This window comes from Streptomyces sp. NPDC006372, from assembly GCF_040612515.1.
In the GTDB taxonomy this organism is placed as follows: domain Bacteria; phylum Actinomycetota; class Actinomycetes; order Streptomycetales; family Streptomycetaceae; genus Streptomyces.
This window is the reverse complement of record NZ_JBEXQJ010000016.1, coordinates 43693-68576: the sequence shown is the minus strand read 5'-3', so window position 1 is coordinate 68576 and position 24884 is coordinate 43693. Positions and strand designations below refer to the sequence as shown.

The following is a 24884-nucleotide window of genomic DNA, read 5'->3' as shown; positions in this document are numbered from 1 at the left end:
CAGTAGTCGGGCCAGTGGGGCGTTCAGTTCCCGGCACACCCGTGTGATGTGCGTCACTCGACGGGTGGGGGGCTCGTGTCATCCTGACGCGATGGGAAATCCGAGCGATCGCGCACCCCTGGCCGAGCGGGTCGAGCAACTGCTGGCCGCCGGCGGCCCGTTGCCCATCGTCGCGGCCGGCGATCCGGTGCTGCGGCGCGGCACCGAGCCCTACGACGGTCAGCTGACGCCCGCACTGCTGGCCCGGTTCGTCGAGGCCCTGCGGGTCACCATGCGCGCGGCGCCCGGCGTGGGGCTGGCGGCGCCCCAGGTCGGTGTGCCGCTCAGGATTGCGGTGATCGAGGACCCGGCCCCCGTGCCGGAGGAGGTGCGGATCGCGCGCGGACGGGTGCCGCTGCCGTTCCGCGTGCTGGTCAACCCGGTGTACGAGCCCGTCGGCGGCGCGCGGGCCGCGTTCTTCGAGGGCTGTCTCAGCGTGCCGGGCTGGCAGGCGGTGGTGGCACGGCCTGCCGAGGTGCGGCTGACCGGGCAGGACGAGCACGGGCGGGAGCTGGACGAGGTGTTCACGGGCTGGCCGGCACGGATCGTGCAGCACGAGACGGATCACCTCGACGGCGTCCTGTATCTGGACCGGGCCGAGTCGCGTTCGTTCTCGTCCAACCAGGCGGTGATGGAGCGCTGGGCCCAGCCGACGCCGGAGGAGGCCGCGCGGGCACTCGGCTTCGAGCTGCCCTGAGGCACGGAAAAAAGACCGGAGGCGCCCGGTGCGGCGCCTCCGTTACCGTGACCTCCATGTCTATGCCCCGAATTTCCTAGCCGAGGACCCGCTTCCACGCCACCCGTGTGTCCTCTTGCTGGTTCTTGCTTCTTCGGAGCGTTTTCTCATGATCACCGTTCGTGATGTCGACGTGCGCGCCGGCGCCCGTCTGCTGCTGTCCGGCGTGTCCTTCCACGTCTCCCCCGGCGACCGGATCGGCCTGGTCGGCCTCCCCCAAGCTCCCGGCTTCGCTCGAGCAGGGAGGTGCCCCCATCGGCGCGGGAAAGACGACCCTGTTGCACACCCTTGCGGGTGCCCTGCGGCCCGCCGCCGGCACCGTCGCCCGCACCGGCGACGTCGGCCATCTCCCGCAGGACTCCCGCGCCGCCGACCAGTCGGTCACCGTCATCGACCGGATCCTGTCCGCACGCGGCCTGGACCGTGCCGTACGGGCGCTGCGCCGCGCGGAGGCCGCGATGGCCGACGGCACGGAGCGGTCGATGAACGCCTACGTGCGGGCCGAGGCCGAGTTCCAGGCAGGCGGCGGCTACGGGGCTGAGGCGGAGGCCGCCCGGGTCGCCGCCGGGCTCGGTCTGCCGGCCAGGCTGACGGACCGGCCGCTGAGCGCGCTCTCCGGCGGTCAGCGCCGCCGCGTGGAGCTGGCCCGCATCCTGTTCGCCGGGCACGGCACACTGCTGCTGGACGAGTCGACGAACCATCTGGACGCGGCCTCGATCGCCTGGCTGCGCGGCTTCCTCACGAGCCATCAGGGCGGGCTGGTGATGATCAGCCACGACACGTCCCTGCTCGTCGGCACCGTGAACCGGGTCTTCCACCTGGACCCGGGCCGGGCAGCGCTCGACGTCCACAACACCGGGTGGGACGCCTACCTGGCCCAGCGGGACGCCGACGAGCGGCGACGGACGCGCGAGCGGGCGAACACCGAGCGCAAAGCGGCGGCATTGCACGCCCAGGCCGACAAGATGCGGGCCCGGGTGTCGACCGCGGTGGCCGCGCGGAACATGGCCCGCCGCGCCGACCGTATGCTCGCGGACCTCGAACCGGCCCGGCGCGCCGAGAAGACGGCCAGGATCCGGCTGCCCGAGCCGGCGCCCTGCGGCCGGATCCCGCTCGGCGCCGTCAGCCTGACCAGGTCGTACGGCGAGCGGCAGGTCCTGCGCGGCATCGATCTCGCCGTCGACCGGGGCAGCCGCCTGGTGGTGCTCGGACCCAACGGCGCCGGAAAGACGACCCTGTTGCGCCTCCTCGCCGGGCAGGACACGCCGGACGGCGGCCGGGTGGTCCACGGACACGGGCTGCGCCTCGGCTACTTCGCCCAGGAGCACGACACCCTGGACCCGGAGTCGACGGTCCGTGAGCACCTGGCCGGTGCCGCGCCGCACCTCACCGACGGCGAGGTCCGCCAGGTCCTCGGCGCGTTCCTCTTCTCCGGGGGCGACACCGGCAAGCGCGTCGGCGTCCTCTCCGGCGGTGAGAAGACCCTCCCCCATAGCCTTAAAGGCATGGGGGGACCCCCACGGCCCTGGCGGGCCTGGTCCACTCCGGGGCCAATGTCCTGCTCCTCGACGAGCCCACCAACAACCTCGACCCGGCCTCCCGCGCCGAGGTCCTGGCCGCGGTGGGCACGTACCCGGGCGCGATCGTCATGGTCACCCACGACGAGGGCGCCGTCGACGCGCTGCGGCCGGACCGGGTGCTGCTGCTGCCGGAGGCGGAAGAGGACCTGTGGAGCGAGGACTACCGGGAGTTGGTGGTGCCCGCGCACGACTGGGTTGCCGACACGGCGCAGGCGTCGGCGATGGCCCGCGTGTCCCAGTAGAACGGACGGACCTCGGTGATCCGCCCGTCCTTGACCGTGATCGTTTGCAGAATCGGGAAGCTGAGTTCACGGCCGGTCGCACGAGCGCGAGCACGAACCTGTGTGAGCACGACCGCAGTCTCACCGGTGGCAAGAAACTCCTGCTCCACCATGTCGAACGACTCCCACACCTCTCCCATCACGAGGAAGAACTGCGCCATACCGTTGTGCCCACGCCAAGTACCCCCGTAGGGCAGGGCTTCTGCTTGATGCAGTTCGACATCCGGCGCGAAGAAGGGGGCGAGCAGGTCGAACGAGGCTTCGCCAGGGCCTCCGCCCGCCAAGTACTCCGCCTCGGCCGCATACATGCCGGAGAGGACTGTCACTGAGTCCGTAGGGGATGACATCGTCATGCCGCCAGCATGATCACCACAGCAGGATCTTGCTGGCGGCGATCAGACATCGTTGTGCGGCACGGTCGGCACTTCCACAACGCGCCCCGGGCCCGCACCGCGCGTGGCGGGGACAGGCCCGGGGTGGCTGACGACGCCCGGCGTCACGCGTCCCGGTACGCCTCCAGCAGCCGCAGCCACACCTCGCTGATCGTCGGGTACGAGGGGACCGCGTGCCACAGGCGGCTGACGGGGACCTGGCCGGCGACGGCGATGGTGGCGGAGTGGATGAGTTCGCCCACGCCCGGTCCGACAAGGGTGACGCCGCGCAGGATCTCGTCCTCCAGGTCGACGACCATACGGGCGCGGCCCTTGTAGCCGTCGGCATACAGACCGGCCCCGGCGACGGTGGACAGGTCGACGTCGACGGCACGCACCCGGTGCCCCGCCTGTTCCGCTTCGGCCAGGGACAGGCCCACCGCGGCCGCCTCGGGATCGGTGAAGACGACCTGGGGGACGGCGGCGTGGTCGGCGGTGGCGGCGTGGGCGCCCCACGGCTCGGCCAGGAGGGTCTCCCCGGTGGCCCGGGCGGCGATGGCGGCGCCCGCGATGCGGGCCTGGTACTTGCCCTGGTGGGTGAGCAGGGCGCGGTGGTTGGCGTCGCCGACGGCGTAGAGCCAGTCGTGGCCGATGACGCGGAGGCTGTCGTCGACGGGCAGCCAGGAGCCGGGGTCGAGGCCGATCGTCTCCAGGCCGATGTCGTCGGTGCGTGGCGCGCGGCCGGTGGCGAAGAGGATCTCGTCGGCCTCGACGCGGTCGCCCTTGTCGGTGACGGCGACGACCGTGCCGTTCTCGCGGGACACCGACTCCACCGAGGTTCCGGTACGGACGTCCGTGCCCGCCTCGGTGAGCGCCTCGGCGACGAGTTCTCCGGCGAAGGGCTCCATCCTGGGCAGCAGGCCCTTGCCGCGGACCAGCATGGTGACCTGGGAGCCGAGGGCCTGCCAGACCGTGGCCATCTCGGTGGCGACGACACCGCCGCCCACCACGATGAGGCGGCCGGGCACGGTCTTCGAGCTGGTGGCCTCCCGGCTGGTCCACGGCCCGACGCTGTCGAGCCCGGGCAGGCCGGGCAGAGCCGCGCGGCTGCCGGTGCAGACGGCGACGGCGTGCCGGGCGGTCAGGACGTGCTCGTCCCCGTCCGGGCCGGTCACCGTCACCGTGCGGGGGCCGGTGAGCCGTCCGTGGCCGCGGTACAGGTCGGCGCCGATGGAGTCGAGCCACCCGACCTGGCCGTCGTCCTTCCAGTGGGAGGTGTAGTAGTCGCGGTGGGCGAGGACCGCGGAGGCGTCGAGGGGGCCCTGCGCCGACTGGCTCAGGCCGGGCACGCGGCGGGCGTCGGCGCGGGCGATGACCGGCCGCAGCAGGGCTTTGCTGGGCATGCACGCCCAGTAGGAGCACTCGCCGCCGACCAGCTCGCTCTCCACGACCGCTGTGGTCAGGCCGGCCGCGCGGGTGCGGTCGGCGACGTTCTCCCCCACGGGCCCGGCCCCGAGCACCACGACGTCGTACGTGTTGGTTTCCGTTTCCGTCATGAGGTCAGTCTGGTGGGTGGTGTGCGCTCTGGCCACACGGGTAGGGGCGCGGAATACGTACCAGGTCGGCCGTGTTGTGCCGACGGTTTGCCCCCACACCAGGAAGAGGGATTTACGCCATGAGCAGCACCGTGGAGCTCACCAAGGAGAACTTCGACCAGACGGTCACGGACAACGAGTTCGTCCTGATCGACTTCTGGGCCGACTGGTGCGGGCCGTGCAAGCAGTTCGCCCCGGTGTACGAGAAGGCGGCGGAGGAGAACCCGGACCTGGTGTTCGGCAAGGTGGACACCGAGGCGCAACCCGAGCTGGCCGCGGCCTTCGGTATCCAGTCGATTCCCACGTTGATGATCGTCCGCGACCAGGTCGCCGTGTTCGCCCAGCCGGGCGCCCTGCCCGAGGCCGCCCTGACGGACGTCATCGGGCAGGCCCGGAATCTGGACATGGAAGACGTTCGCAAGGCGATCGCCGAGCAGCAGGCCCAGCAGCCGCAGAACAGCGAGTGATCCGCCGAGGGGCACCGGGTGCCCCTGCGGTGAACCCTTAGAAGGGATAGGGAGCCACGTCTCCGCGTACCGTCGTCCAGCGCAGTTCGGTGAAGGCCTCCAGGTTGGCCTCGCCGCCGAAGCGGGCGCCGGTGCCGGAGGCGGCCACTCCGCCGAAGGGCGCCACGGCCTCGTCGTTCACGGTCTGGTCGTTGATGTGGACGATGCCGGTGGGGATACGTTCGGCGAGGTCCAGGCCGCGAGCCGGGTCCCGGGTGATGATGCCCAGGGAGAGGCCGTAGGGGCTCCGCGCGGCCAGGGCCGCCGCCTCGTCCGCGGTGCTGAAGGGGCGTACGGGGGCCACGGGGCCGAAGACCTCCTCCGTGTACGCGGGGGTGTGGTCGCCGACGTGGGCGAGGACCGTGGGCCGGTAGAAGAGCCGGTCGTGCGTGCCGCCCGCGGCGAGCTTGGCGCCCGCGGCCCTGCTGGACTCGACCAGGCCGCTGATCTTGGCGAGCTGGCCGGAGTCGATGATCGGGCCGAGGTGGACGTGGTCGCGGTACGGGTCGCCGACGGCGAGCGAGTCGGCCTTGGCGGCCAGCCGCTCGACGTACTCGTCGTACAGGGACTGGTGCACCAGGTGGCGTCCGGTCGTCATGCAGATCTGGCCCTGGTGGAAGAAGGAGCCCCAGGCGGCCGTCGAGATCACCGCGTCGAGGTCGGCGTCCTCCAGCACGATCATGGCCGAGTTGCCGCCCAGTTCCAGGTGGGCGCGCTTGAGGTGACGGCCGGCCGCCTCGCCCACGGCCCGTCCCGCGACGGTGGAGCCGGTGAAGGAGATGACCGGTACACGCGGATCGGCGACCAGGGCCTGTCCGGCGTCCGGTCCGCCGGGGAGCACGTGCAGCAGGTCCTGCGGCAGGCCGGCGGCGGCGAAGACCGCGGCGAGCGACAGTCCTCCGCAGACGGCGGTGCGCGGATCGGGCTTCAGGAGGACGGCGTTGCCCAGCGCCAGGGCGGGGGCGACGGAGCGTACGGACAGGATCAGCGGGGCGTTGAACGGGGAGATCACGCCCACCACGCCGGCCGGTACACGACGCGTGTACGACAGGCGCGGCGCCTCGCTGGGCAGGACCTGCCCGGCCGGGCGGGAGGCGAGCGCTGCGGCCTCGTAGCACTCCTGGGCGGCGACGTGCAGTTCGAAGTCGGCCTTGCCGGGGACGGAGCCGGACTCGCGGACGAGCCATTCGCGCAGTTCGGCGGCGTGCGCCGTGAACAGGTCGCCCGCCTTGCGCAGGACGGCCGCGCGGGCGGAGTGCGGAGCGCGCGCCCACTCACGCTGTGCGGTGGCGGCGCTGCCGGCGGCGGCCGCGACGTCGTCGGGCGTGGCGAGGGTGAGGGGGCCGAGGGCTTGGCCGGTGGCGGGCTCGGTGACGGTGTACCCGGGCCCCGTGAGGGTGCGGGGCTGCCAGGTCCTGGTGTCGAGCAACGGCATGACGGCTCTCCGATCGATCGGTCACCGGCTGACGGGGTGAGCGCAAGTCCCGTGTGTGCGCGGCCGGTTCGGCGGTCACATGGCGGGACGCGCCGACCGGGCGCAGCGGTGTGTGCCGCGACCCGTGTTCTGACGCGTCCCCAGATTGTTGAGCATGCAACATCCTAGCCGGGTCACGGGGCGCCGATCGGGCGGCCCGCCGCTCACTGGCGTACGGATCCGGTCGTCCGCCGGGGAGTTGTGCCGTGCCGGCTCATCCGCCCCGCCGCGGCCGGGTCAACTGGACTCGCGCTGCAGCACCGTGGCGCCCATCACCTTGTGCGTCTCGGGCTCGGTGCCGGGTTTGCGTACCGCGCGGTCGACCAGTTCGGCGAGTTCGCGGCCGGAGGGCAGTCGCAGACGGACCGTGCTCAGCCGGGGGCGCAGCAGCCGGCCGAGCATCAGGTCGTCGGCGCCGATCACGGCCGTCTCCTCGGGGATGCGGATCCCCTCGTCCTGCAGGGCCCGCATCAGCAGCATCGCGTACTCGTCGTTGTAGGTGAACACGGCGTCGAGCCCGAGGGTCCGCCAGCGTGCGGCGAGGCGGGCGGCGTCCTCCTCGTCGTAGGCGAGGGGCAGTTCGGTCACGGTGGCGTCGGTGCCCCGCACGGACTGGCGCACCCCGTCCAGGCGGGGTGCGGAGAACGCCTCCAGACCGGGTTCCTGCGGGACGACGACGCCGATCCGGCGCCTGCCGCGGTCGTAGAGGTGGGCGCCCGCGCTGTGGCCGACGACGTCGTGGTCCATGAGCAGGGCGTGTGCGCCCTCGATGGTCTCCGGGCCGAGGGTGACCACCACCCGTGCCCCGGAGCGCTTGAGCACCGCGACCCCGCGCGGGCCGAGGCCGGACCCGGGCACGAGTACGGCCACGGGCCGCAACTCGGCCCAGGCGCGGGCGGCTTCGTCGCCGTGTGGGCCGCCGGTGCCGTACTGCACGACCGTGTAGTCCATGCTGCCGAGCGCGCCCTGCAGGTCGGTGAGGAACCGGCTGTAGAGCGGGCCGACGGGGAAGGTCGGCGCGGGGATCAGCACCATCCGGCTGTGCCCGGCGCGCAGGCTGCGGGCCGCCGCGTGCGGGACGTACCCGAGTTCCTTCGCGGCGTCGTGGACCCGACGGCGGGTGGGCTCGCTGATCCGTACGGCGGTGGCGTTGTTGAGGACGTAGGAGACGGTCGCGCGCGAGACGCCGGCCAGGCGGGCCACATCGGCGCTCGTGGGTACGGAGCGCGACGGTGCGGGGGACGGGGGCGCGGGCGTTTTCGGTATCTGCACCATGACGTACGGCATCTTGGCAGAAGCCTCAATGCGCCCTTCGAGCGGGGGAGTTGTGAGGATGCCGTGAGCGGTCACGGCGATCCGCGGTCTCCTCAGCCGGCCGGACCCTCGCCCGTCACCCGGTCGACCAGGTCGACCCAAGCGCCTTCCAGACGAGCCAGGGGCATTCCGCACTGCTCGGTCAGGTGGTGGATCAGCGCCGGGTCGAGCTGGCCCATCAGGGTGTGCGAGAGGAGTTCGCAGTCCGCTTCGGGGACGACCTGCCGCAGCAGCATGGCCAGGTGGTGGCGCAGCACGCGGCGGGCCGGGGCGGTGAAGCGGCGGCTCGCGCCCGGCTCGGCCGCCAGCTGGAGCTCCAGCTCGTCGTGCGACCGGCGCAGCATCGCACGGCCGAAGGCCCGCAGCCGCTCCTCCGGCGGCGCTCCGGGGCCGAGCGGCGGCGGCCCGGCGAGGAAGGCGGCCTGGAACTTCTTCTCGGAGTGGTCGAGCAGCGCCGTCAGCAGGCCGGTACGGTCGCCGAACCGGCGGAAGACCGTGCCCTTGCCGACACAGGCCGCGGCGGCCACCGCCTCCATCGTGACGGCGTCCGCGCCGCGCTCCGCCACCAGCCGTGCGGCGGCCTCCAGCAGGCGGGCCCGGTTGCGGGCGGCGTCGGCCCGCAGGCACGGCTCGTCGGCCTCCAGGGCGCTGCCGAGCTGGATCAGCTCGGGCTGGTCGACGGGCTCCTGGGGCGTCGGGAAGGGCGGCGGGGCGGCGGACATGAAGCCAGCGTAAAGCATCGGGAAGAGAACTGGACCGCGGTCCGGTTAGAGTGCTAGAAAGATTAAGCGGACCCCGGTCCGGATCGTTACGGCAGTGTTTCGAAGCCGTACTTCACTACGTACGTGGGAGTCACCATGTCTGTTCGTATCCTCGCCCTCGTCGGCAGCCTCCGCGCCGGTTCGCACAACCGCCAGCTGGCCGAGGCCTCCGTCAAGCTCGCCCCCGAGGGCGCCGACGTGGAGCTCTTCGAGGGTCTGGCCGAGATCCCCTTCTACAACGAGGACATCGACGTCGAGGGCAGCGTCCCGGCCGCCGCGGCGCGGCTGCGTGAGGCGGCGAACGCCGCCGACGGCCTGATCCTCTTCACGCCCGAGTACAACGGCACCATCCCGGCCGTCCTGAAGAACGCCATCGACTGGCTGTCCCGCCCGTACGGTGCCGGAGCCCTCAGCGGCAAGCCGGTCGCCGTGGTCGGCACCGCGTTCGGCCAGTACGGCGGTGTCTGGGCGCACGACGAGACCCGCAAGTCCGTGGGCGTGGCCGGCGGCAAGGTGCTGGAGGACGTCAAGCTGTCCATCCCCGGCTCCATGACGCGCTTCGCCGAGACGCACCCGGCCGACGACGCCGAGGTCGCCGGACAGCTCACCGAGGTCATCGCCCGTCTGCACGGCTTCGCCACCGAGCCGGCCGCGGCCTGACCCGGCCGCGCCCGGCACCCGGAGGACCGCAGCCGGACGGCTCGCGGCCCGGTGCCGAGGAGGGGCCGCAGCCCGAAACGGCTCCGGCCCCTCCGGCGTGCCGTCGGCACGCTCGCCGCTCAGACCGCCTGGGGCAGCTGGCCGGCCTCCCGTCCGGCACGGTGGATCGGTGCGCCCGAGCCGGTGAGCGGATGCCCCGTACCGCCGTGCCGCGCCGCGATGATCTCCGCCGCGATGGACACCGCCGTCTCCTCGGGCGTACGGGCACCCAGATCGAGGCCGATCGGTGACCGCAGCCGGGCCAGCTCGCGCTCGCTCACACCCGCTTCCCGCAACCGCCGGTTGCGGTCCTCGTGGGTGCGACGCGAGCCCATGGCACCGACGTAGGCGACCGGCAGCCGCAGTGCCTCGGTCAGCAGGGGCACGTCGAACTTGGCGTCGTGGGTGAGCACGCACAGCACCGTGCGCCGGTCGGTCTCCGTCCCCCGCAGGTAGCGGTGCGGCCAGTCGACGACGATGTCGTCGGCCTCGGGGAAGCGGGCCCGGGTGGCGAAGACGGACCGGGCGTCGCACACGGTCACGTGGTAGCCGAGGAACTTGCCCACCCGGACGAGCGCGGCGGCGAAGTCGATCGCGCCGAAGACGATCATGCGCGGCGGAGGGACGGCCGACTCGACCAGCAGGGTGAGACCGCCCGGGCAGTGCGAGCCGTCCTCGGAGAGCTCCACCGTACGGGTGCGGCCGGTGTCCAGCAGTGCGCGGGCCTGGTCGGCCGCCGTGCGGTCCAGGTCCCGGTGACCGCCGAGACCGCCCTCGTGGGAGCCGTCGGGACGGACGAGGACCGCCCGGCCCAGGAGGTCGGCGGGCCCCCGGACCACCCGGGCGAGCGCCACCGGCTCGCCGTGGGCGGCGGCCGACAGCGCGGCCGCCTGGGAGGTCTGCGAGGCGTCGTACGGGGCGACCATGACGTCGATGGTTCCCCCGCAGGTCAGTCCGACCGCGAAGGCGTCCTCGTCGCTGTAGCCGAACCGCTCGACCAGCGGCTCGCCGTCCTGGAGTGCCTGGCGGCAGAGGTCGTAGACGGCTCCTTCCACGCAGCCTCCGGAGACCGATCCGATCACCGTGCCCTCGCTGTCGACGGCCAGCGCGGCGCCGGGCGGGCGCGGGGCGCTGCCGCCGACGGCGACGACCGTGGCGACCGCGAACTCCCGGCCCTCCTCGATCCACGCGTGCAGCTGTCCGGCGAGGTCAAGCATCGCCGCCCGCCAGCAGCACACGGTCGGGCCGGATCGGCAGGTTCCGGTGCCGTACGCCAGTCGCGTGCCACACCGCGTTGGCGACCGCCGCCGCCGCGCCCACGATGCCGACCTCGCCGATGCCCTTGATGCCGACCGGGTCGTCCGGGTCCGGGTCGTCGACCCAGTCGGCCTCGATGTGCGGGATGTCGGCGTGCGCGGCCACGTGGTAACCCGCCAGGTCGGCGCCGTAGAGGCCGCCGGAGGTGCGGTCGCGGACGGCTTCCTCGTGCAGGGCCATGGAGATGCCCCAGATCATGCCGCCGACGAGCTGGTTGCGGGCGGTGAGGGGGTTCACGATCCGGCCGGCCGCGAAGATGCCCAGCATGCGGCGCACCCGGACCTCGCCGGTGGCCGGGTCGACGGCGACCTCGGCGAACTGGGCTCCGAAGGAGTGTCGTTCCTTCTGGGCGAGGGCGCCGACGGCCTCGGCCGTGTTCGACCGTACGGTGATGCCCTCCGCCGGGATGTCGGCGCCCGGCGCGAGGCTCTGGCGCAGCTCGGCGGCGGCGGTCGTGACGGCCCACGCCCAGGAGCGGGTGCCCATCGAGCCGCCGGCGATCATCGCGGGGCCGAGGTCGCTGTCCCCGATCCGCACCTGCACCCGGTCCGTCGGCACCTCCAGCGCGTCGGCGGCGACCACGGTGAGTGCCGTCCTGGCCCCGGTGCCGATGTCCGCGGCGTTGATCCGCACCGTGAAGGTGCCGTCCGCCTCGGCGGTGACGGCCGCCGTGGAGGGCATGGCTCCCGCGGGGAAGGAGGCGGCGGCGGTGCCCGTACCGAGCAGCCAGCGCCCTTCCCGGCGCACTCCGGGACGCGGGTCCCGGTCCGCCCAGCCGAACCTGCGGGCGCCCTCCTCGAAGCAGGCGGCCAGGTTGCGGCTGCTGAACGGCAGCCCGGACACCGGACCCACGTCGGGCTCGTTCCGCAGCCGCAGCTCGATCGGGTCGATGCCGCACCGCTCGGCGAGTTCGTCGAACGCCGACTCCAGCGCGAACGAGCCGGGCGCCTCCCCCGGCGCGCGCATCCACGTCGGGGTCGGTACGTCGAGCCGTACGATCCGGCTGGCCGTGTGGTGGGCTTCGGCGCCGTACATCGACCGTCCCGCCGCGGCGCTCGGCTCCACGAACTCGTGCACGGACGAGGTCTGGTTCAGCGAACGGTGCTCCAGAGCGCGCAGCCGCCCGTCCGCGTCGGCGCCGAGCCGGACCCGCTGGGCCGTGGGGCTGCGGTAGCCGGCGAGCGAGAACATCTGCCGGCGGGTCATCACGACCCGGACCGGGCGCTGCAGAACCGTCGCGGCCATCACGGCGGCCACCTGGTGCGCACGGGCGCCCTTGCTGCCGAAGCCGCCGCCGACGTGCTCGGACCGCACCCGCACGGAGGCCGGGTCGAGGGAGAACAGGTTGGCGAGCTCGCCGGCGACCCAGGTGGTGCCCTGGTTGGAGTCGACGACCTCGAGCCGGCCGCCCTCCCACAGGGCGGTCGCCGCGTGCGGCTCCATCGGGTTGTGGTGCTCTTCCGGAGTGGTGTACTCCGCGTCCAGTACGACGGCGGACGCCGCGAGCCGGTCCTCCAGATCGCCCTTCTCGACCACGCCCGGCATGTGGCCGTCCAGCGCGTACGCCTCGGACTGCCGCTCGGCGGAGAACGCGACGTCGTGCGGCTCCTGGTCGTAGTGCACCACGAGGGACTCGGCGGCCTCCCGGGCCTGTTCGGACGTCTCGGCGACGACCAGCGCCACCGGCCAGCCCATGTGGGCCACCCGGTCCTGCTGGAAGAGGGCGACGCTCGGGTCCGGCGGGGTACCCAGCAGGCCGACGTAGTCGGTGTCGACGCGCGGGGCGTTGTGGTGGTGGAGCACGGTGAGGACACCGGGCATCGCGAGCACGGCATCGGCCTCGACGGACCGGATGCGCCCGCGGGCGACGGTGGACAGCACCAGCCAGCCGTGGGCGAGTTCGGCGAACGGGATCTCGGCCGCGTACCGGGCCGCGCCGGTGACCTTGTCCCGGCCCTCGACCCGGGTGTGGGCGGTGCCGACGGAGCCTCGGGTGGCGGTGGTCATCGGGCGGCCTCCTCGGCGAGTTCGCTGAGCACGGCCACGACGAGGTTGCGCATCAGGTTCACCTTGTATCCGTTGTGGGGCAGAGGCCTGGCGGCGGCCAGTTCGGCGTCCGCGGCGGCCGCGAAGGTCTCGGCGTCGGCCGGGGCACCGGTCAGGACGCTCTCGGCCGTACGGGCCCGCCAGGGGCGGGAGGCGACCGCTCCGAAGGCCAGGCGTACGTCCTGCACGACGCCGTCCCGGACGTGGAGCGCGGCGGCGATCGAGCCGATGGCGAAGGCGTACGAGGCCCGCTCGCGCACCTTGCGGTAGCGGGAGTCGGCCGCGACCGGGAGAGGCGGCAGGGCGACGCCGGTGATGAGCGCGCCGGGCGGCAGGGCGGTCTCCATGTGCGGGGTCTCCCCCACCGGCAGGTAGAAGTCGGCCAGTGGCAACTCGCCCGGCCCGTCCGCCGTCTCGTACGACACGCGCGCGTCGAAGGCGGTCAGGGCGACGCCCATGTCGGAGGGGTGGGTGGCCACGCAGTGGCCGGAGGCGCCCAGGATGGCGTGATTGTGGTGCTCGCCCTCGATCGCGGGGCAGCCGCTGCCGGGGGCGCGCTTGTTGCAGGCGGAGGTGACGTCGGCGAAGTAGCCGCAGCGGGTGCGCTGGAGCAGGTTGCCGCCGACGGTGGCCATGTTGCGCAGCTGCCCGGACGCACCGGCCAGCACGGCCTGCGCCAGCGCCGGGTAGCGGCGCCGGACCTCGGGATGCGCGGCGAGGTCACTGTTGGTGACGGTCGCACCGATGCGCAGCCCGCCGTCCTCGGTCGGGTCGATGTGGTTCAGGGGCAGTTCGCGGACGTCGACCAGGCGGGTGGGCCGCTCGACGCCGGTCTTCATCAGGTCGACCAGGTTGGTGCCGCCGCCCAGGAAACGGGCTTCCCCGTCGCCGTCGAGCAGCGCGACCGCGCCGGAGACGTCGTACGCCCGCTGGTAGCCGAACTCCTTCATGCCACCGCACCCTTCTCCTCGGCGGCCCGGGCCACGGCCTGGACGATCGACACGTACGCGCCGCAGCGGCACAGGTTGCCGCTCATGCGCTCCCGTATCTCCTCCGGGGTGAGCGGGGGTGGTCCCGCCTCGGGCCGTACGTCGTCGGTCGCGGCGCTGGGCCAGCCGGCCGCGTGCTCCTCGATCACCGCGATCGCCGAGCAGATCTGTCCCGGAGTGCAGTAGCCGCACTGGAATCCGTCCAGGTCGAGGAAGGCCTGCTGCACCGGATGCAGCCGCTCCCCCTCTGCCACGCCCTCGATGGTGGTGATCTCCCGTCCCTCGGCGGCCACGGCGAGCTGGAGGCAGGACACCGACCGACGGCCGTCGACCAGGACCGTGCAGGCACCGCACTGGCCCTGGTCGCAGCCCTTCTTCGTACCGGTCAGATCGAGGCGCTCGCGCAGGGCGTCGAGCAGGGTGGTGCGGTGGTCGACGGTCAGCGTGTACTTCTCGCCGTTGACGGACAGGGTGAGGTCGCTGGACGTCGATGGGGGCATGGAAGCCTTCTTTCTCACGTCACAAGATCAGGCGGCGGAGCCGTGGGTGGCGGTGGCCATGGGCAACGGTGCAGGAGGTGGGGCGGGTGGGCCGGGGTCCGGGCCGTCGCGGGGTGTCGCCGCGGACGGTCCGCCGATACGATGGAGACAAGCGGACAGTTGTCCGTTACCCGAAAAACGTAACGGACAACTGTCCGGTTAACAAGGGACGGGTTTCGGCCAGGGACCGCGAGGAGGACGGGTGGGGCAGAAGAAGGACGCTCCGCTGCGCTCGGACGCGCAACGCAACCGCGAACGCATCCTGGAAGTGGCCCTGGTCGAACTGACGCGCTCGGCGGACGCCCCGTTGAGCGCGATCGCCAAGAAGGCCGGGGTCGGGCAGGGGACCTTCTACCGCCACTTCCCCAGCCGTGAGGCCCTCGTCCTGGAGATCTACCGCCATGAGATGCAGCAGGTCGCCGATACGGCGGCACCGCTGCTGGAGTGCCGGGAACCCGACCGGGCACTGCGCGAGTGGATGGACCGGCTGGCGCAGTTCGCCATGACCAAGGCCGGCTTGGCCGACGCGATCCGCCAGGCCACCAGCGCACCGGGGAAACCCGCGAAGCCGGGACACACCCCGGTGACCGAGGCGGCCGAACTCCTGCTCCGCGCCGCCGAGCAGGCGGGCACCATCCGCCCGGGGGTCACCACGGACGACCTCTTCCTCACCATCGGCGGCCTCTGGACGATCGACCCCCACAGCGACTGGCGACCCCGCGCCACCCGCCTCCTCGACCTCGTCATGGACGCGCTGCGGGTGGGGGCGCCCCGGGGGTGACCTTCGGCGCAGCCGGGTCATGAGGAACGGCGTGTGAGCGGCCGGGTGGTGCCAAGTCGTGGGCGGTCGGCGGAGGTCGGAGTGTGGGCGGCCGGACGGGGTCAGGCTGTGGGCGGCCGGCCAAGGTCAGGCGACTGTTGTGGGGGCCAGTTCGCGTAGTTCACGCAGGGCCGCTGTCACCGCTGGGCGGGCGTGGCCGGCGCCTCGGGTGCAGGTGAGGAGTTTGCGGTGGGGGTTGCCGGTGCAGCGGATGCGCGTGATCGGGAGATGCGGGGTGAGGTGGGCGAGGCGGGGGATGAGGGCGACGCCCAGCCGGTGGGCGACGAGGTGGGCGGCCACGTTCCAGTCGAGGGCGTGGTGGACGACGTCGGGGGTGAACCCCGCCGCGCCGCAGGCGGACAGGACGTGCGGGCGGCAGGGGCTCTCCTCGACCGGGGCGATCCACGACTCGCGCGCGGCTTCGGCCAGATCGACCCGAGCCTGTCCGGCCAGCCGGTGCCCGTCGGGAACGACCAGGTCGAACGGGTCGTCGAGCAACGGCTGCTGATCGAACCGGGTGTCGCTCAGCGGTGGGTTGTGCGGGGTGGACTCGACGATCGCAAGGTCGGTCTCGCCCTCGAAGAGGAGGTCGAAGCTCTCCGGCACCCCCGCCTCGGTGATCCGTACGGACAGCCGCGGATGCCGCTCCCCCAGCCGGGCCGCCATCGGCGCCAGCAGCACCGAGATGGCCACCGGGAAGCCCGTCACGCGCAGCACCCCGGAGGGCGCCCCGTGGTCGGCCCTCAGGTCGAGCTCCGCCTGGTCCCAGCGGGCCTGGATGGCGTCGGCGTGCGCGAGCAGGCTCTCGGCGGCGGGGGTGAGGCGGATCCCGCGCCCCTGCGGCTCCAGCAGGTCGACGCCCAGGTCCCTCGCGAGCTGCCGGATCTGCTGGGAGGCGGCGGACGGGGTGAAGTGCAGGGCGCGGGCGGCCGCGGTGACCGTGCCGTAGTGGGCGACCGCCCTGAGGACATGCAGCCGGCGCAGGTCAATCATGAAGGCCACGCTTCACAATGGCGTCCACAAAGTCAACCTGGACGTGTACCGAGGCTTCGACGCACCCTGGCTGTGTCGCGACGATCAACCAGCCACGAGGGACGAGGAGTCGAAGACATGACCTGCACCACCCGCACCGTCTGCCCGCACTGCGGCTGGCCCGACGGAGGGGAGCCGTTCCAGGTGCTGTCCCGGCACACCACCGCGACGGGCCGCACGGAGTGGACGCGTTGCGGCTGCGGCTCGCTCCAGGTCCGGATCGTCGACGGCTGCGGCACACGCGTCGTCTCACGCAGCCGGCCGGCGTCCGCTTCGGCCGGGTCGGGTACGGCTGGTCACTGAGGTGCTGCGGCCCGTCCGACCACACCCATGAGCCGCCGCGGGCTGCGGCCGCCGGTCAGGCCACGCCGTGAGCGGCCAGCCGCTCCCCGAGCGGGCTGCGCCGGTACAGCACGCGGCGGCCGTCGCGGGCGCGGGTCACCAGGCCCGTCGCGTGCAGTACGCGCAGGTGCTGGGACACGGCGCTCGGGGTCACCCCGAGGCGCCGGGCCAGCTCCACCGTCGGCAGTGGCTCGGCCAGCAGCCGCAGCAGCGTGCTGCGGGGTGCGCCCATCAGCGCCGTGAGGGCGGGGGCGTGGGGCTCGGGCTCCGGCTCCCACAGGGTGGCGGCGCCCCGGCCCGGGTAGGCGAGCATCGGGGGTTCCTCGGCGCTGACCGGGGGCGCCGGCTGGTGCGCGAACAGCGACGGCACCAGGCGCAGCCCCCGCCCGGAGCCGTCCACGTGATGGCGCCCGCGCATCCGGTCGATGCGCAGGACACCCTCCTCCCAGCGCAGGTTGCGGTGCAGGTCCGAGAAGAGCAGCCGGGCGCCCCCGGTGGCCAGCTGCCGGGCCCGGTGCGTGATGTCCGCCTCCAGCACCAGCCGCATCCGCGGCCAGGACGGCAGCAGCGCCGACTCCCAGTAGCGGCGCAGGAGTCCGCACAGCTCCTCCAGCAGCTCCAGGACGGGAGCGTCACCCGGTGCGGTGGCCGCTCGCAGCGCGTCCGGCAGGGGTCGGGGCGCGTGGGCGGCGAGCAGATCGCGGCGCACGGTCTCCGTGGGCGTGGCGCGTACGACCGTCAACTGTTCGTCGAGGGTGGGTGCGAAGGACGCCGGCCTGGGGGTCAGGAAGTCGGGCAGGGCCAGGGTGTCCCCCACCAGAGCCGCGAGCAGCGGGGCGTCGGCCGGGTCGAGCCCCTCGAGCACGGCGGCACGCCATCGGACGTGCAGGGGGAAGAGGGCGGGGGCACGCAGGGCGCGCAGGCTGCCCATCACCTCGCGCAGCGGCGAGATCGCGAAGCGAGTGTCGGCGAGGTCCTCGACGTCGAGCCGGAAGCTGATCATTAAGGCCCCCGCTACATCCTTTGGCAACCGCCCCGCCATGGCGTGGACTTCGGTCCATGACGGATCACGACGACCGGCAGCGTACAGCCCGCCCGGGCGCGAGTGGCCGGGTGATCCTGGCCCTGGCGCTCGTCTGCGGCGCGGCAGTGGGCAACGTCTACTTCCCTCAGGCGATCAGTCCGCTGATCGCGTCCGGGCTGCACGTCTCGCCCGACGCGGCGGCCGGCGTCGTCACCGCGACCCAGTTCGGCTACGCGGCGGGGATCTGCCTGCTCGTGCCGCTCGGCGACCGCCTCCCGTACCGCCCGCTGCTGGTCACCCTGCTCACGCTCACCGGTCTCGGGCTGTTCGCCGCGAGCGCCGCGCCGGGGCTGGTGCCGCTGGTCTGCGCCGGCGCCCTGGTGGGGGTGACCACCGTGGCGGCGCCGCTCGCCGGGCCGCTCGCGGCCGGTCTGGTGCCGGAGGAACGGCGCGGTGTCACCGGCGGCACCCTGCTGAGCGGCTGCCTCGCGGGCATGCTGCTGTCCCGCGCGGTCGGCGGAGCCCTGGGCGACTGGCTGGGCTGGAGGGCGCCGTACGTCCTGGCCGCCGTGCTGTCCCTGGCGGCGGCCGTCCTGTCGGCGCGTGTGCTTCCGCGGACGTCCCCGCCCCCCTCCGCCCGGGGCGGTCCGGCGCTCCTGACCGAGCCGCTGCGGCTGCTTCGCACGGAACCGGGCCTGCGCATGTCGTGCTTGTACCAAGCCCTGGTGTTCGCCGGGTTCTCCGCCGTGTGGACGGGGGCCGCGCTGCTGCTCACGGGTCCGGGGTACGGCGCGGGTGCGGGGGCCGTGGGACTGCTCGCCCTGGTCAACGCGGTGACCATGGTGTGCACGCCGGCCGCGGGCCGACAGGTCGACCGGCGGGGGCCGGACGCCGTCAACCGGGTGTGCTTCCTGATGGTGGGCGCCTCGGCCGCCGTGCTGGCGCTGGGCGGCCTCGGCGGAGCGGCGGGCGTGACGGCCCTGGTCGTGGGAACGCTGCTGCTCGACGTGGGCATGCAGTCCGGGACGGTCGCCAACACGGTGCGGATCCAGGCGCTGCGCGCCGAGCTGCGCAGCCGGCTCACCACCGCGTACATGACGTGCGCGTATCTTGGGGGCGCCGCCGGCTCGTGGCTGGGCACGCGCGGGTACGGCCGCTTCGGCTGGCTCGGCGTGTGTGCGCTGGTCGCCGCGCTCACCGCGGTGGCCCTCGCAAGCCACCGGAGCGCCACCCGCCGAACGGCGGGGAGGTTCCGCCGGTCGGCGGCGCCCGGGTCCGGCGCGGCGGGACCGATCATGGCCGAACCAGCCGCCGCGACCTCGCGTGAGGAGACGCCATGACACATGTCCCGCCCCCGTTCGACCCGGAACTCGCCGCAGCCCTCGAGCTGATCAAGGACGTGATCAGTCCCGGTCTCACCCTGGACGAGATCGCCGGCATACGCCAGGGCGCGGGCATCCAGATGCTGGCCGAGCCGGACCTCACGAGGGGCGGGGTTTTCGAGGTGGAGGACCGGCACGTGCCCGGGCCGCAGGGCGAGCCCGACATCTCGCTCCTGATCTGCCGGCCGACCGCCCCGGCGGCTTCCGGGGCACGGCCGGTCATCTACCACGTGCACGGCGGCGGCATGGTCATCGGGGACAACCGGGCGGGCGTCGACGGGCCCCTGGCCTGGGCCGAGGAACTGGACGCGGTCGTGGTGTCGGTGGAGTACCGGCTGGCCCCGGAGCATCCGCATCCCGCGCCGATCGAGGACGTGTACGCCGGATTGCTGTGGACGGCCGACCACGCCGCCGAGCTCGGGGGCGACCCGGAGCGGATCGTCGTCGCGGGGGCCAGCGCGGGCGGTGGGCTGTGTGCGGCCCTGACGCTGCTCACCCGGGACCGCAAGGGGCCGCAGCCGATCGGGCAGCTCCTGATGTGCCCGATGCTGGACGACCGCAACGACACGCCGTCGACGTACCAGATGGCCGGGCTGGGGGTGTGGGACCGCACGGCCAACGAGACCGGCTGGACCGCGCTGCTGGGCGAACGGCGCGGCGGGCCCGACGTACCGGCGTACGCGGCGCCGGCTCGCGCCGAGGACCTGTCCGGGCTGCCTCCGGCCTTCCTCGACGTCGGCTCCGCGGAGACCTTCCGTGACGAGGTCGTCGCCTATGCCTCGCGCATCTGGCAGGCGGGTGGCGTGGCCGAACTGCACGTCTGGCCCGGCGGTTTCCACGGCTTCGACGGCTTCGCACCGCAGGCGGCGCTCTCCCAGTCGGCGCGGGCGGCGCATCTGGACTGGCTGCGGAGGCTGCTGGGCGGGTGACGGCAAGGGCCTTGCCGGACGGACGAGCCCGGCGGCTCCCTGCCGCGCAAGCGGTCCCATGCCGCACCATGGGCCTATGAAAGAGCTGGCCGGGCGTCTGACCGCGCTCGATCCGGATGCCGGGGCAGCGGTCCGGGTCATCGCCTACTTCGACCGCCTGGCCGAGTCCAGGGCCGGTGTGGAAGCCCTCGTACGCGGTGCCGCCGTACTGGCCGGCTGCCCCGCCCGGCTGGTGGACCCCGAGCGGCGCGTACGCGTCCGGGTGGAGACCGACGGCACCCGACGTGACACCGACGTGCCGCCGGATCCGACGTGGCCTTCCGCACGACTGGCCCCGGACAGTCCCGCGCTCCTGTGGCTGGAGCGAGCGGGGACGGCGGCGCCCGACGGGACGGGCCCGGGTCGTGCGGGGGTACGTCGGGGCGTGGTCGAGGCGGCCGGGGCCGGGAGGGCGCTCGGTGGCGGTGGGGCCGCCGGTGAGGGCGGGGCGGTCGGCGGCATCGGGTCGGCACCCGGCCTGAACGACGCCGCCCGAGCCCTTACGGCCCCCAGTCCGGACGACGCCGACCGACCCCGGACGGCCCCCAGCCCGGACGAAGCCGACCGACCCCGGACGGCACCCGGTGTGGGCGGCGCCGGGCACAGCGGCGGCGCGCTCAGCGTCGTCGACGCCGTGATTCTCGAGCGGGCCGCACGTGCCCTCCGGGTCGTGCTCGACCGTACCCGGGGCCGGGCGCCGGCCGAGGACCCCGCCCTGGTGGAGACCCTGCTCGACGCCACGGCCCCGGCACCGGCCCGGCTGCACGCCGCCCGCCGTCTCGGCCTCGACCCGTCGGCCCCGGCCCGGGTCCTCGCCCCGCTGAACGACCGGCCACGGGTCGTACCCGACGGGACGGCGGCCGACCCGGCCGGACGGCTCGGGGTCGGGCCCGCCGTCCCCGTGCTGGAGTTGCCCGCGTCGTGGGACGCGGCCCGTACCGCGCTGCGGTTCACCGCCGAGGGCACCCCGCAGGACCCCGGGCCGCGGGTGGTGCACGCCGACGAGCTGGGCGGTATCGCCCTCCTCGCCGACCTCGTCGCACCCGGCGCCGAACCGCCGCCCGACGTCAGGGCCCTGGAGGCCGCCGCGGCGTCCACGCCCTGGCTGTCGGCCACCCTGCACGCGATCGCGTCGACGGGGAGTCTGCGGGCGGCCGCCGCCGGGCTCAACATCCACCACTCCACGCTCCAGGACCGGCTGGCCCACGCCGAACAGCTGCTCGGCTGGCCGGTGCGCACCCCGCAGGGGCGGCTGCGCCTGCAACTGGCGCTGGCCATGCGGCACCTCGCGCGGCCGTAGCCCCGGCCGTAGCGGCCCCTGCGCCGGGCCGTCGCCGTCCCCCTGGGGGACACTGTCCGGGCGCCGTCCGTACGAGGTTCAGGAGCTTGAGGCATGAGCGTGCAGCGGTACCCCCTGTCCGGGGTCACGGTGGTCAGCCTGGAGCAGGCCGTGGCCGCGCCCTACGCCACCCGGCAGCTCGCCGACCTCGGCGCCCGTGTGATCAAGGTGGAGCGCCCGGGCGGCGGCGACTTCGCCCGGCGCTACGACACGACCGTGCACGGCCACTCCAGCTATTTCGTGTGGCTCAACCGCTCCAAGGAGTCCCTCACGCTGGATCTGAAGGACCCGCGGGGCCGCGAGATCCTGCACGAACTCCTCGACGGCGCCGACGTCTTCGTGCAGAACCTCGCCCCGGGCGCCGCCGGCCGGCTCGGGCTGGACTCCGCCACCGTCACCGGCCGCCGGCCCCGTCTGATCCCGTGCACGATATCCGGGTACGGCACGACCGGCCCCTGGGCCGACCGCAAGGCGTACGACCTGCTCGTGCAGTGCCAGACCGGGCTGGTGTCCCTGACGGGAACCCCGGAGGGGACCGCCCGGACCGGGATCTCCGTCGCCGACATCGCCGCCGGGATGTACGCCTACAGCGGCGTCCTCACCGCCCTGTACACCCGCGCCGTCACCGGCGAGGCCCACCCGGTGGAGGTGTCCCTGTTCGAGGCGCTCGCGGAGTGGATGGGACAGCCCGCCTACTACACCCGGCACGGCGGCGCCCAGCCCCCGCGCATCGGCACCCAGCACGCCACCATCGCCCCGTACGGGACGTACGCCGCCGCCGACGGCAAGGAGGTGCTGTTCTCCATCCAGAACGAGCGGGAGTGGGTGGCCCTGTGCACCGAGTTCCTCGGCCGGCCGGAACTGGTCGACGATCCGCGTTTCGCCACCGGCTCCGACCGCGTCGCCCACCGTGAGGAGCTCAACACCGTCGTCGCCGCCCGCTTCGCCCGCTCCGGGTCCGAGGAGATCCTGAAGGACCTGGAGAGCATCGGCATCGCCTGCGCCGGGGTCAACGACGTCGCCGCGTTCCTGGACCACCCGGTGCTGGCCGCCCGCGGCCGCTGGACCGAGGTCGCGGTGCCCGGCGCCACGGTGGAGGCGCTGCTCCCGCCGGCGGACCTCGCGGGGCTGCCCGCGCGCATGGACCCCGTACCGGCGGTGGGCGAGCACACCGAGTCGATCCTCGGCGAGCTGGGACGCACCGAGGAGGAAGTGGCGGCGCTGCGCGCGGACGGCGTCGTCTGAGCGCCTGGGCCGTGTCCGCAAAGTCCCGCCTGCCCCGCCCTCCGGGCGGACGCCGGGACTTTGCGGACACGACCTAGCGGGATTCGGCCGCCCGCGGTGCCGCCTCCTCGGCCTCCTGCCGCTTCGACACCCGCAGGCTGGTGAACGTGGTGACGGCCAGGACCAGCACGATGAAGGTCAGCGAGAACGGGATGCTGATCTCCGGGACGTGGACGCCCGACTCGTGCAGGGCGTGCAGCACCAGCTTGACGCCGATGAAGCCGAGGATGATCGACAGGCCGTAGGAGAGGTGGACCAGCTTCTTCAGCAGGCCGCCGATGAGGAAGTACAGCTGGCGCAGGCCCATCAGGGCGAAGGCGTTCGCGGTGAACACGATGTACGGGTCCTGGGTCAGGCCGTAGATGGCGGGGATGGAGTCGAGGGCGAACAGCACGTCGGTGGAGCCGATCGCGAGCATCACGACCAGCATCGGAGTCATGATCCGCTTGCCGTTCTCGGTGATGAACAGCTTCGTACCGTGGTAGCGATCGGCCACTCCGAAGCGCCGCTCCGCCAGTTTCAGCAGCTTGTTCTCCTGGTACTCCTCCTCGTGGTCCTGCTTGCGGGCGTCCTGGATCAGCTTCCAGGCGGTCCAGATCAGGAAGGCGCCGAAGAGGTAGAAGACCCAGGAGAAGGCGGAGATGATCGCCGCGCCGGCCGCGATGAAGCCGGCCCGCAGCACCAGGGCGACCAGGACACCGATCATCAGTACGCGCTGCTGGTACTGCGAGGGCACCGAGAACTTCGCCATGATCAGGACGAACACGAAGAGGTTGTCGACGCTGAGCGACTTCTCGGTGATGTAGCCGGCGAGGAACTCACCCGTGGGCCCGCTCCCACCGAAGTACCAGATCCCCGCCCCGAACAGCACGGCCAGGACGACCCACACCACCGTCCACGTCCCGGCTTCCTTGAGGGACACGTCATGGGGCTTGCGACCGACGAAGAAGTCGACGGCGACGAGCAGACACAGAGCTGCCACGGTCAGCAGCCACACGGACAGTGAGACGTTCACTCGTTACTCCTGGTGCAGGTGTGGGAATGGGACATCGTTGTCCGCCGTGGCTGATTCCCGCCAGTCCTGCCGAGTGAACAATTGGTCAAAGCTGCACGTGGAGCGCTTCCAGGACGTCCCGGTCCGTCAGCTGCTCGAAGTTCTCGTACCACAGGCCCACGGCCATGAACGCGGCCGGCCGGTGCAGGCAGATCACCTCGTCGGCCTCGGCCCGCATCAGTTCGGCCGCCTCCGGGGAGCAGACGGGCGCGGCCAGCACCACCCTTCCGGGTTCCTGGCGGCGTACGTAGCGCAGCGCGGCCCGGGCCGTGGAGCCGGTCGCCAGGCCGTCGTCCACCACGATCACCGTGTGTCCGCGCAGGTCGAGGGCGGGGCGGCCCTGCCGGTAGAGCTGCTCGCGGCGGCGCAGTTCCACGCGCTCCCGTTCGATGACGGGGGCCAGGGCGGCCTCCCCGATGCCCAGGTGCCGCAGGGCGTCCTCGTCGAGGAGCGGCACCTCGTCCCCGGCCATCGCGCCGACGCCGAGCTCCTCCTGGAAGGGTGCCCCGATCTTCCGTACGACGAGGACGTCGAGCGGGGCGTCCAGCAGCCGGGCGACCTCGCGCGCCACGGCGACCCCGCCACGCGGGAGGGCGAGGACGAGGGGGGCGGGCAGGGCCCCCTCCCCCTGCCGGGTGCGCAGGACTTCGGCCAGTCGCCCGCCGGCCTGCCGGCGGTCACGGAACTGCATGACGGTCACCTCCGCTTCCGGCACGGCGGTCGTCAGCCCGCCGCCGTCTTCAGCTGCTCCTCGCACCACTGCCGGGCCGCCTCGGTGACCTGGCCGAGTGCGCCCGGTTCTTCGAACAGGTGGGTGGCGCCGGGCACCACAAGGAGGCTGTGCGGGCTGTGCAGCCGCCGCGCGGCCTCCTCGTTGAGCCGCAGTACGTGCTGGTCACGGCCGCCCACGATCAGCAGCACCGGGGCCTCGACGGCGTCCAGGGCGACGCCCGCGAGGTCGGGCCGACCGCCGCGGGAGACGACCGCCCTCACCCGGTCGGGGCGTTCGGCGGCGGCTGTCAGCGCGGCGCCCGCGCCGGTGCTGGCACCGAACAGGACGACGGGAAGGCCCCGGGTGCCGGGCGACTGTGCCAGCCAGTCGACGGCGCCCACCAGACGGCGGCCCAGCAGGGGGATGTCGAAGCGGAGTTCGGCGGTGCGCAGGTCCAGCCGTTCCTCCTCCTCGGTGAGCAGGTCGATCAGCAGGGTGCCGAGCCCGGCGGTGCGCAGACCGGCGGCGACCTCGCGGTTGCGGGGGCTGTGCCGTGAGCTGCCGCTGCCGTGCGCGAACAGCACGACCGCCCGAGCGGCCGACGGCATCGTCAGATCGCCGGTGAGCGCGGCGCCCGCTGCTTGCACGACGACGGTCCGGGAGTTCATCGGAGGCCTCCT

General features: G+C 73.3%; 23 protein-coding genes and 1 pseudogene. 10 read left to right on the top strand and 14 right to left on the bottom strand.

Going from position 1 to position 24884, the window contains the following annotated elements; genetic code table 11:
* Window positions 1-91 precede the first annotated feature (91 nt).
* Together ABZ016_RS23270 and ABZ016_RS23265 are read left to right on the top strand one after the other, a co-directional pair.
* Complete coding sequence (locus tag ABZ016_RS23270) at window positions 92-736, top strand: peptide deformylase (RefSeq protein ID WP_356918572.1); 645 nt, start codon at window positions 92-94, stop codon at window positions 734-736.
* A gap of 148 nt (window positions 737-884) precedes the next feature.
* A pseudogene (locus ABZ016_RS23265) lies at window positions 885-2597 on the top strand (ABC-F family ATP-binding cassette domain-containing protein).
* Here the strand turns inward: ABZ016_RS23265 and ABZ016_RS23260 are convergent.
* Window positions 2516-2989 carry a nuclear transport factor 2 family protein gene (locus ABZ016_RS23260; protein WP_356918571.1) on the bottom strand — a complete coding sequence of 158 codons (474 nt, stop codon included), beginning with the start codon at window positions 2987-2989 and terminating at the stop codon, window positions 2516-2518. The pseudogene ABZ016_RS23265 and the gene ABZ016_RS23260 overlap by 82 nt on opposite strands.
* Before the next feature lie 143 nt (window positions 2990-3132).
* Window positions 3133-4563 (bottom strand): NAD(P)/FAD-dependent oxidoreductase, encoded by a 1431-nt coding sequence (locus ABZ016_RS23255; protein ID WP_356918570.1) that lies wholly within the window; start codon window positions 4561-4563, stop codon window positions 3133-3135.
* A 119-nt stretch (window positions 4564-4682) separates the two neighbouring features.
* Here ABZ016_RS23255 and trxA point away from each other — a divergent pair, with 119 nt between their 5' ends.
* Complete coding sequence (trxA, locus tag ABZ016_RS23250) at window positions 4683-5069, top strand: thioredoxin (protein WP_356918569.1); 387 nt, start codon at window positions 4683-4685, stop codon at window positions 5067-5069.
* A gap of 37 nt (window positions 5070-5106) precedes the next feature.
* On the opposite strand, the gene ABZ016_RS23245 is transcribed toward trxA, so the two are convergent.
* From ABZ016_RS23245 to ABZ016_RS23235, 3 genes are all read right to left on the bottom strand, one after another.
* Window positions 5107-6543, bottom strand: coding sequence for a benzaldehyde dehydrogenase (locus tag ABZ016_RS23245; RefSeq protein WP_356918568.1), 1437 nt, complete (start codon window positions 6541-6543; stop codon window positions 5107-5109).
* Between the two features lie 276 nt (window positions 6544-6819).
* Entirely contained in the window at window positions 6820-7857 is a 1038-nt protein-coding gene (locus ABZ016_RS23240; protein ID WP_356918567.1) for a LacI family DNA-binding transcriptional regulator, read from the bottom strand.
* A 92-nt stretch (window positions 7858-7949) separates the two neighbouring features.
* Window positions 7950-8618, bottom strand: a complete 669-nt coding sequence (locus ABZ016_RS23235) for a helix-turn-helix domain-containing protein (RefSeq protein WP_356918566.1) — start codon at window positions 8616-8618, stop codon at window positions 7950-7952.
* A gap of 135 nt (window positions 8619-8753) precedes the next feature.
* On the opposite strand from ABZ016_RS23235, the gene ABZ016_RS23230 reads away from it, so the two are divergent.
* On the top strand, window positions 8754-9317 hold the full coding sequence (locus ABZ016_RS23230) for an NAD(P)H-dependent oxidoreductase (RefSeq protein ID WP_356918565.1): 564 nt from the start codon (window positions 8754-8756) through the stop codon (window positions 9315-9317).
* Between the two features lie 119 nt (window positions 9318-9436).
* On the opposite strand, the gene ABZ016_RS23225 is transcribed toward ABZ016_RS23230, so the two are convergent.
* Genes ABZ016_RS23225 through ABZ016_RS23210 form a run of 4 tightly spaced genes read right to left on the bottom strand, consistent with a single transcriptional unit; the run spans window position 9437 to window position 14208 of the window.
* On the bottom strand, window positions 9437-10573 hold the full coding sequence (locus ABZ016_RS23225) for an XdhC/CoxI family protein (protein ID WP_356918564.1): 1137 nt from the start codon (window positions 10571-10573) through the stop codon (window positions 9437-9439).
* Window positions 10566-12680, bottom strand: a complete 2115-nt coding sequence (locus tag ABZ016_RS23220; RefSeq protein WP_356918563.1) for a xanthine dehydrogenase family protein molybdopterin-binding subunit — start codon at window positions 12678-12680, stop codon at window positions 10566-10568. Before ABZ016_RS23220 ends, ABZ016_RS23225 begins: the two co-directional genes overlap by 8 nt.
* Complete coding sequence (locus ABZ016_RS23215) at window positions 12677-13669, bottom strand: xanthine dehydrogenase family protein subunit M (RefSeq protein WP_356918562.1); 993 nt, start codon at window positions 13667-13669, stop codon at window positions 12677-12679. The genes ABZ016_RS23220 and ABZ016_RS23215 overlap by 4 nt, the downstream gene beginning before the upstream one ends.
* The gene (locus ABZ016_RS23210; RefSeq protein ID WP_356918561.1) at window positions 13666-14208 is read right to left on the bottom strand and encodes a 2Fe-2S iron-sulfur cluster-binding protein; all 543 of its coding nucleotides are present in this window, start codon (window positions 14206-14208) and stop codon (window positions 13666-13668) included. The genes ABZ016_RS23215 and ABZ016_RS23210 overlap by 4 nt, the downstream gene beginning before the upstream one ends.
* Before the next feature lie 241 nt (window positions 14209-14449).
* Here ABZ016_RS23210 and ABZ016_RS23205 point away from each other — a divergent pair, with 241 nt between their 5' ends.
* A complete protein-coding gene (locus ABZ016_RS23205) occupies window positions 14450-15028 on the top strand; it encodes a TetR/AcrR family transcriptional regulator (RefSeq protein WP_356918560.1) in 579 nt (192 codons plus the stop codon).
* A 126-nt stretch (window positions 15029-15154) separates the two neighbouring features.
* On the opposite strand, the gene ABZ016_RS23200 is transcribed toward ABZ016_RS23205, so the two are convergent.
* Window positions 15155-16060, bottom strand: a complete 906-nt coding sequence (locus ABZ016_RS23200) for a LysR family transcriptional regulator (RefSeq protein ID WP_356918559.1) — start codon at window positions 16058-16060, stop codon at window positions 15155-15157.
* A 117-nt stretch (window positions 16061-16177) separates the two neighbouring features.
* On the opposite strand from ABZ016_RS23200, the gene ABZ016_RS23195 reads away from it, so the two are divergent.
* Window positions 16178-16402, top strand: coding sequence for a hypothetical protein (locus tag ABZ016_RS23195; RefSeq protein ID WP_356918558.1), 225 nt, complete (start codon window positions 16178-16180; stop codon window positions 16400-16402).
* Window positions 16403-16457: 55 nt separating this feature from the next.
* Here the strand turns inward: ABZ016_RS23195 and ABZ016_RS23190 are convergent, their stop codons facing one another.
* Entirely contained in the window at window positions 16458-17444 is a 987-nt protein-coding gene (locus ABZ016_RS23190; RefSeq protein WP_356918557.1) for a metalloregulator ArsR/SmtB family transcription factor, read from the bottom strand.
* A gap of 56 nt (window positions 17445-17500) precedes the next feature.
* Between ABZ016_RS23190 and ABZ016_RS23185 the strand changes: the two genes are divergently transcribed.
* From ABZ016_RS23185 to ABZ016_RS23170, 4 genes are all read left to right on the top strand, one after another.
* The gene (locus ABZ016_RS23185; RefSeq protein ID WP_356918556.1) at window positions 17501-18805 is read left to right on the top strand and encodes an MFS transporter; all 1305 of its coding nucleotides are present in this window, start codon (window positions 17501-17503) and stop codon (window positions 18803-18805) included.
* A complete protein-coding gene (locus tag ABZ016_RS23180; RefSeq protein ID WP_356918555.1) occupies window positions 18802-19776 on the top strand; it encodes an alpha/beta hydrolase in 975 nt (324 codons plus the stop codon). Before ABZ016_RS23185 ends, ABZ016_RS23180 begins: the two co-directional genes overlap by 4 nt.
* 76 nt (window positions 19777-19852) lie before the next feature.
* Window positions 19853-21115 carry a helix-turn-helix domain-containing protein gene (locus ABZ016_RS23175; protein ID WP_356918554.1) on the top strand — a complete coding sequence of 421 codons (1263 nt, stop codon included), beginning with the start codon at window positions 19853-19855 and terminating at the stop codon, window positions 21113-21115.
* A 93-nt stretch (window positions 21116-21208) separates the two neighbouring features.
* Entirely contained in the window at window positions 21209-22399 is a 1191-nt protein-coding gene (locus tag ABZ016_RS23170) for a CaiB/BaiF CoA-transferase family protein (RefSeq protein ID WP_356918553.1), read from the top strand.
* Window positions 22400-22472: 73 nt separating this feature from the next.
* Here ABZ016_RS23170 and ABZ016_RS23165 read toward each other — a convergent pair whose 3' ends face one another.
* From ABZ016_RS23165 to ABZ016_RS23155, 3 genes are all read right to left on the bottom strand, one after another.
* Window positions 22473-23453 carry a TerC family protein gene (locus tag ABZ016_RS23165; RefSeq protein WP_356918552.1) on the bottom strand — a complete coding sequence of 327 codons (981 nt, stop codon included), beginning with the start codon at window positions 23451-23453 and terminating at the stop codon, window positions 22473-22475.
* An 85-nt stretch (window positions 23454-23538) separates the two neighbouring features.
* Entirely contained in the window at window positions 23539-24183 is a 645-nt protein-coding gene (locus tag ABZ016_RS23160; protein WP_356918551.1) for a phosphoribosyltransferase family protein, read from the bottom strand.
* A 32-nt stretch (window positions 24184-24215) separates the two neighbouring features.
* Window positions 24216-24872 (bottom strand): alpha/beta family hydrolase, encoded by a 657-nt coding sequence (locus tag ABZ016_RS23155; RefSeq protein WP_356918550.1) that lies wholly within the window; start codon window positions 24870-24872, stop codon window positions 24216-24218.
* Between the last annotated feature and the right edge of the window lie 12 nt (window positions 24873-24884).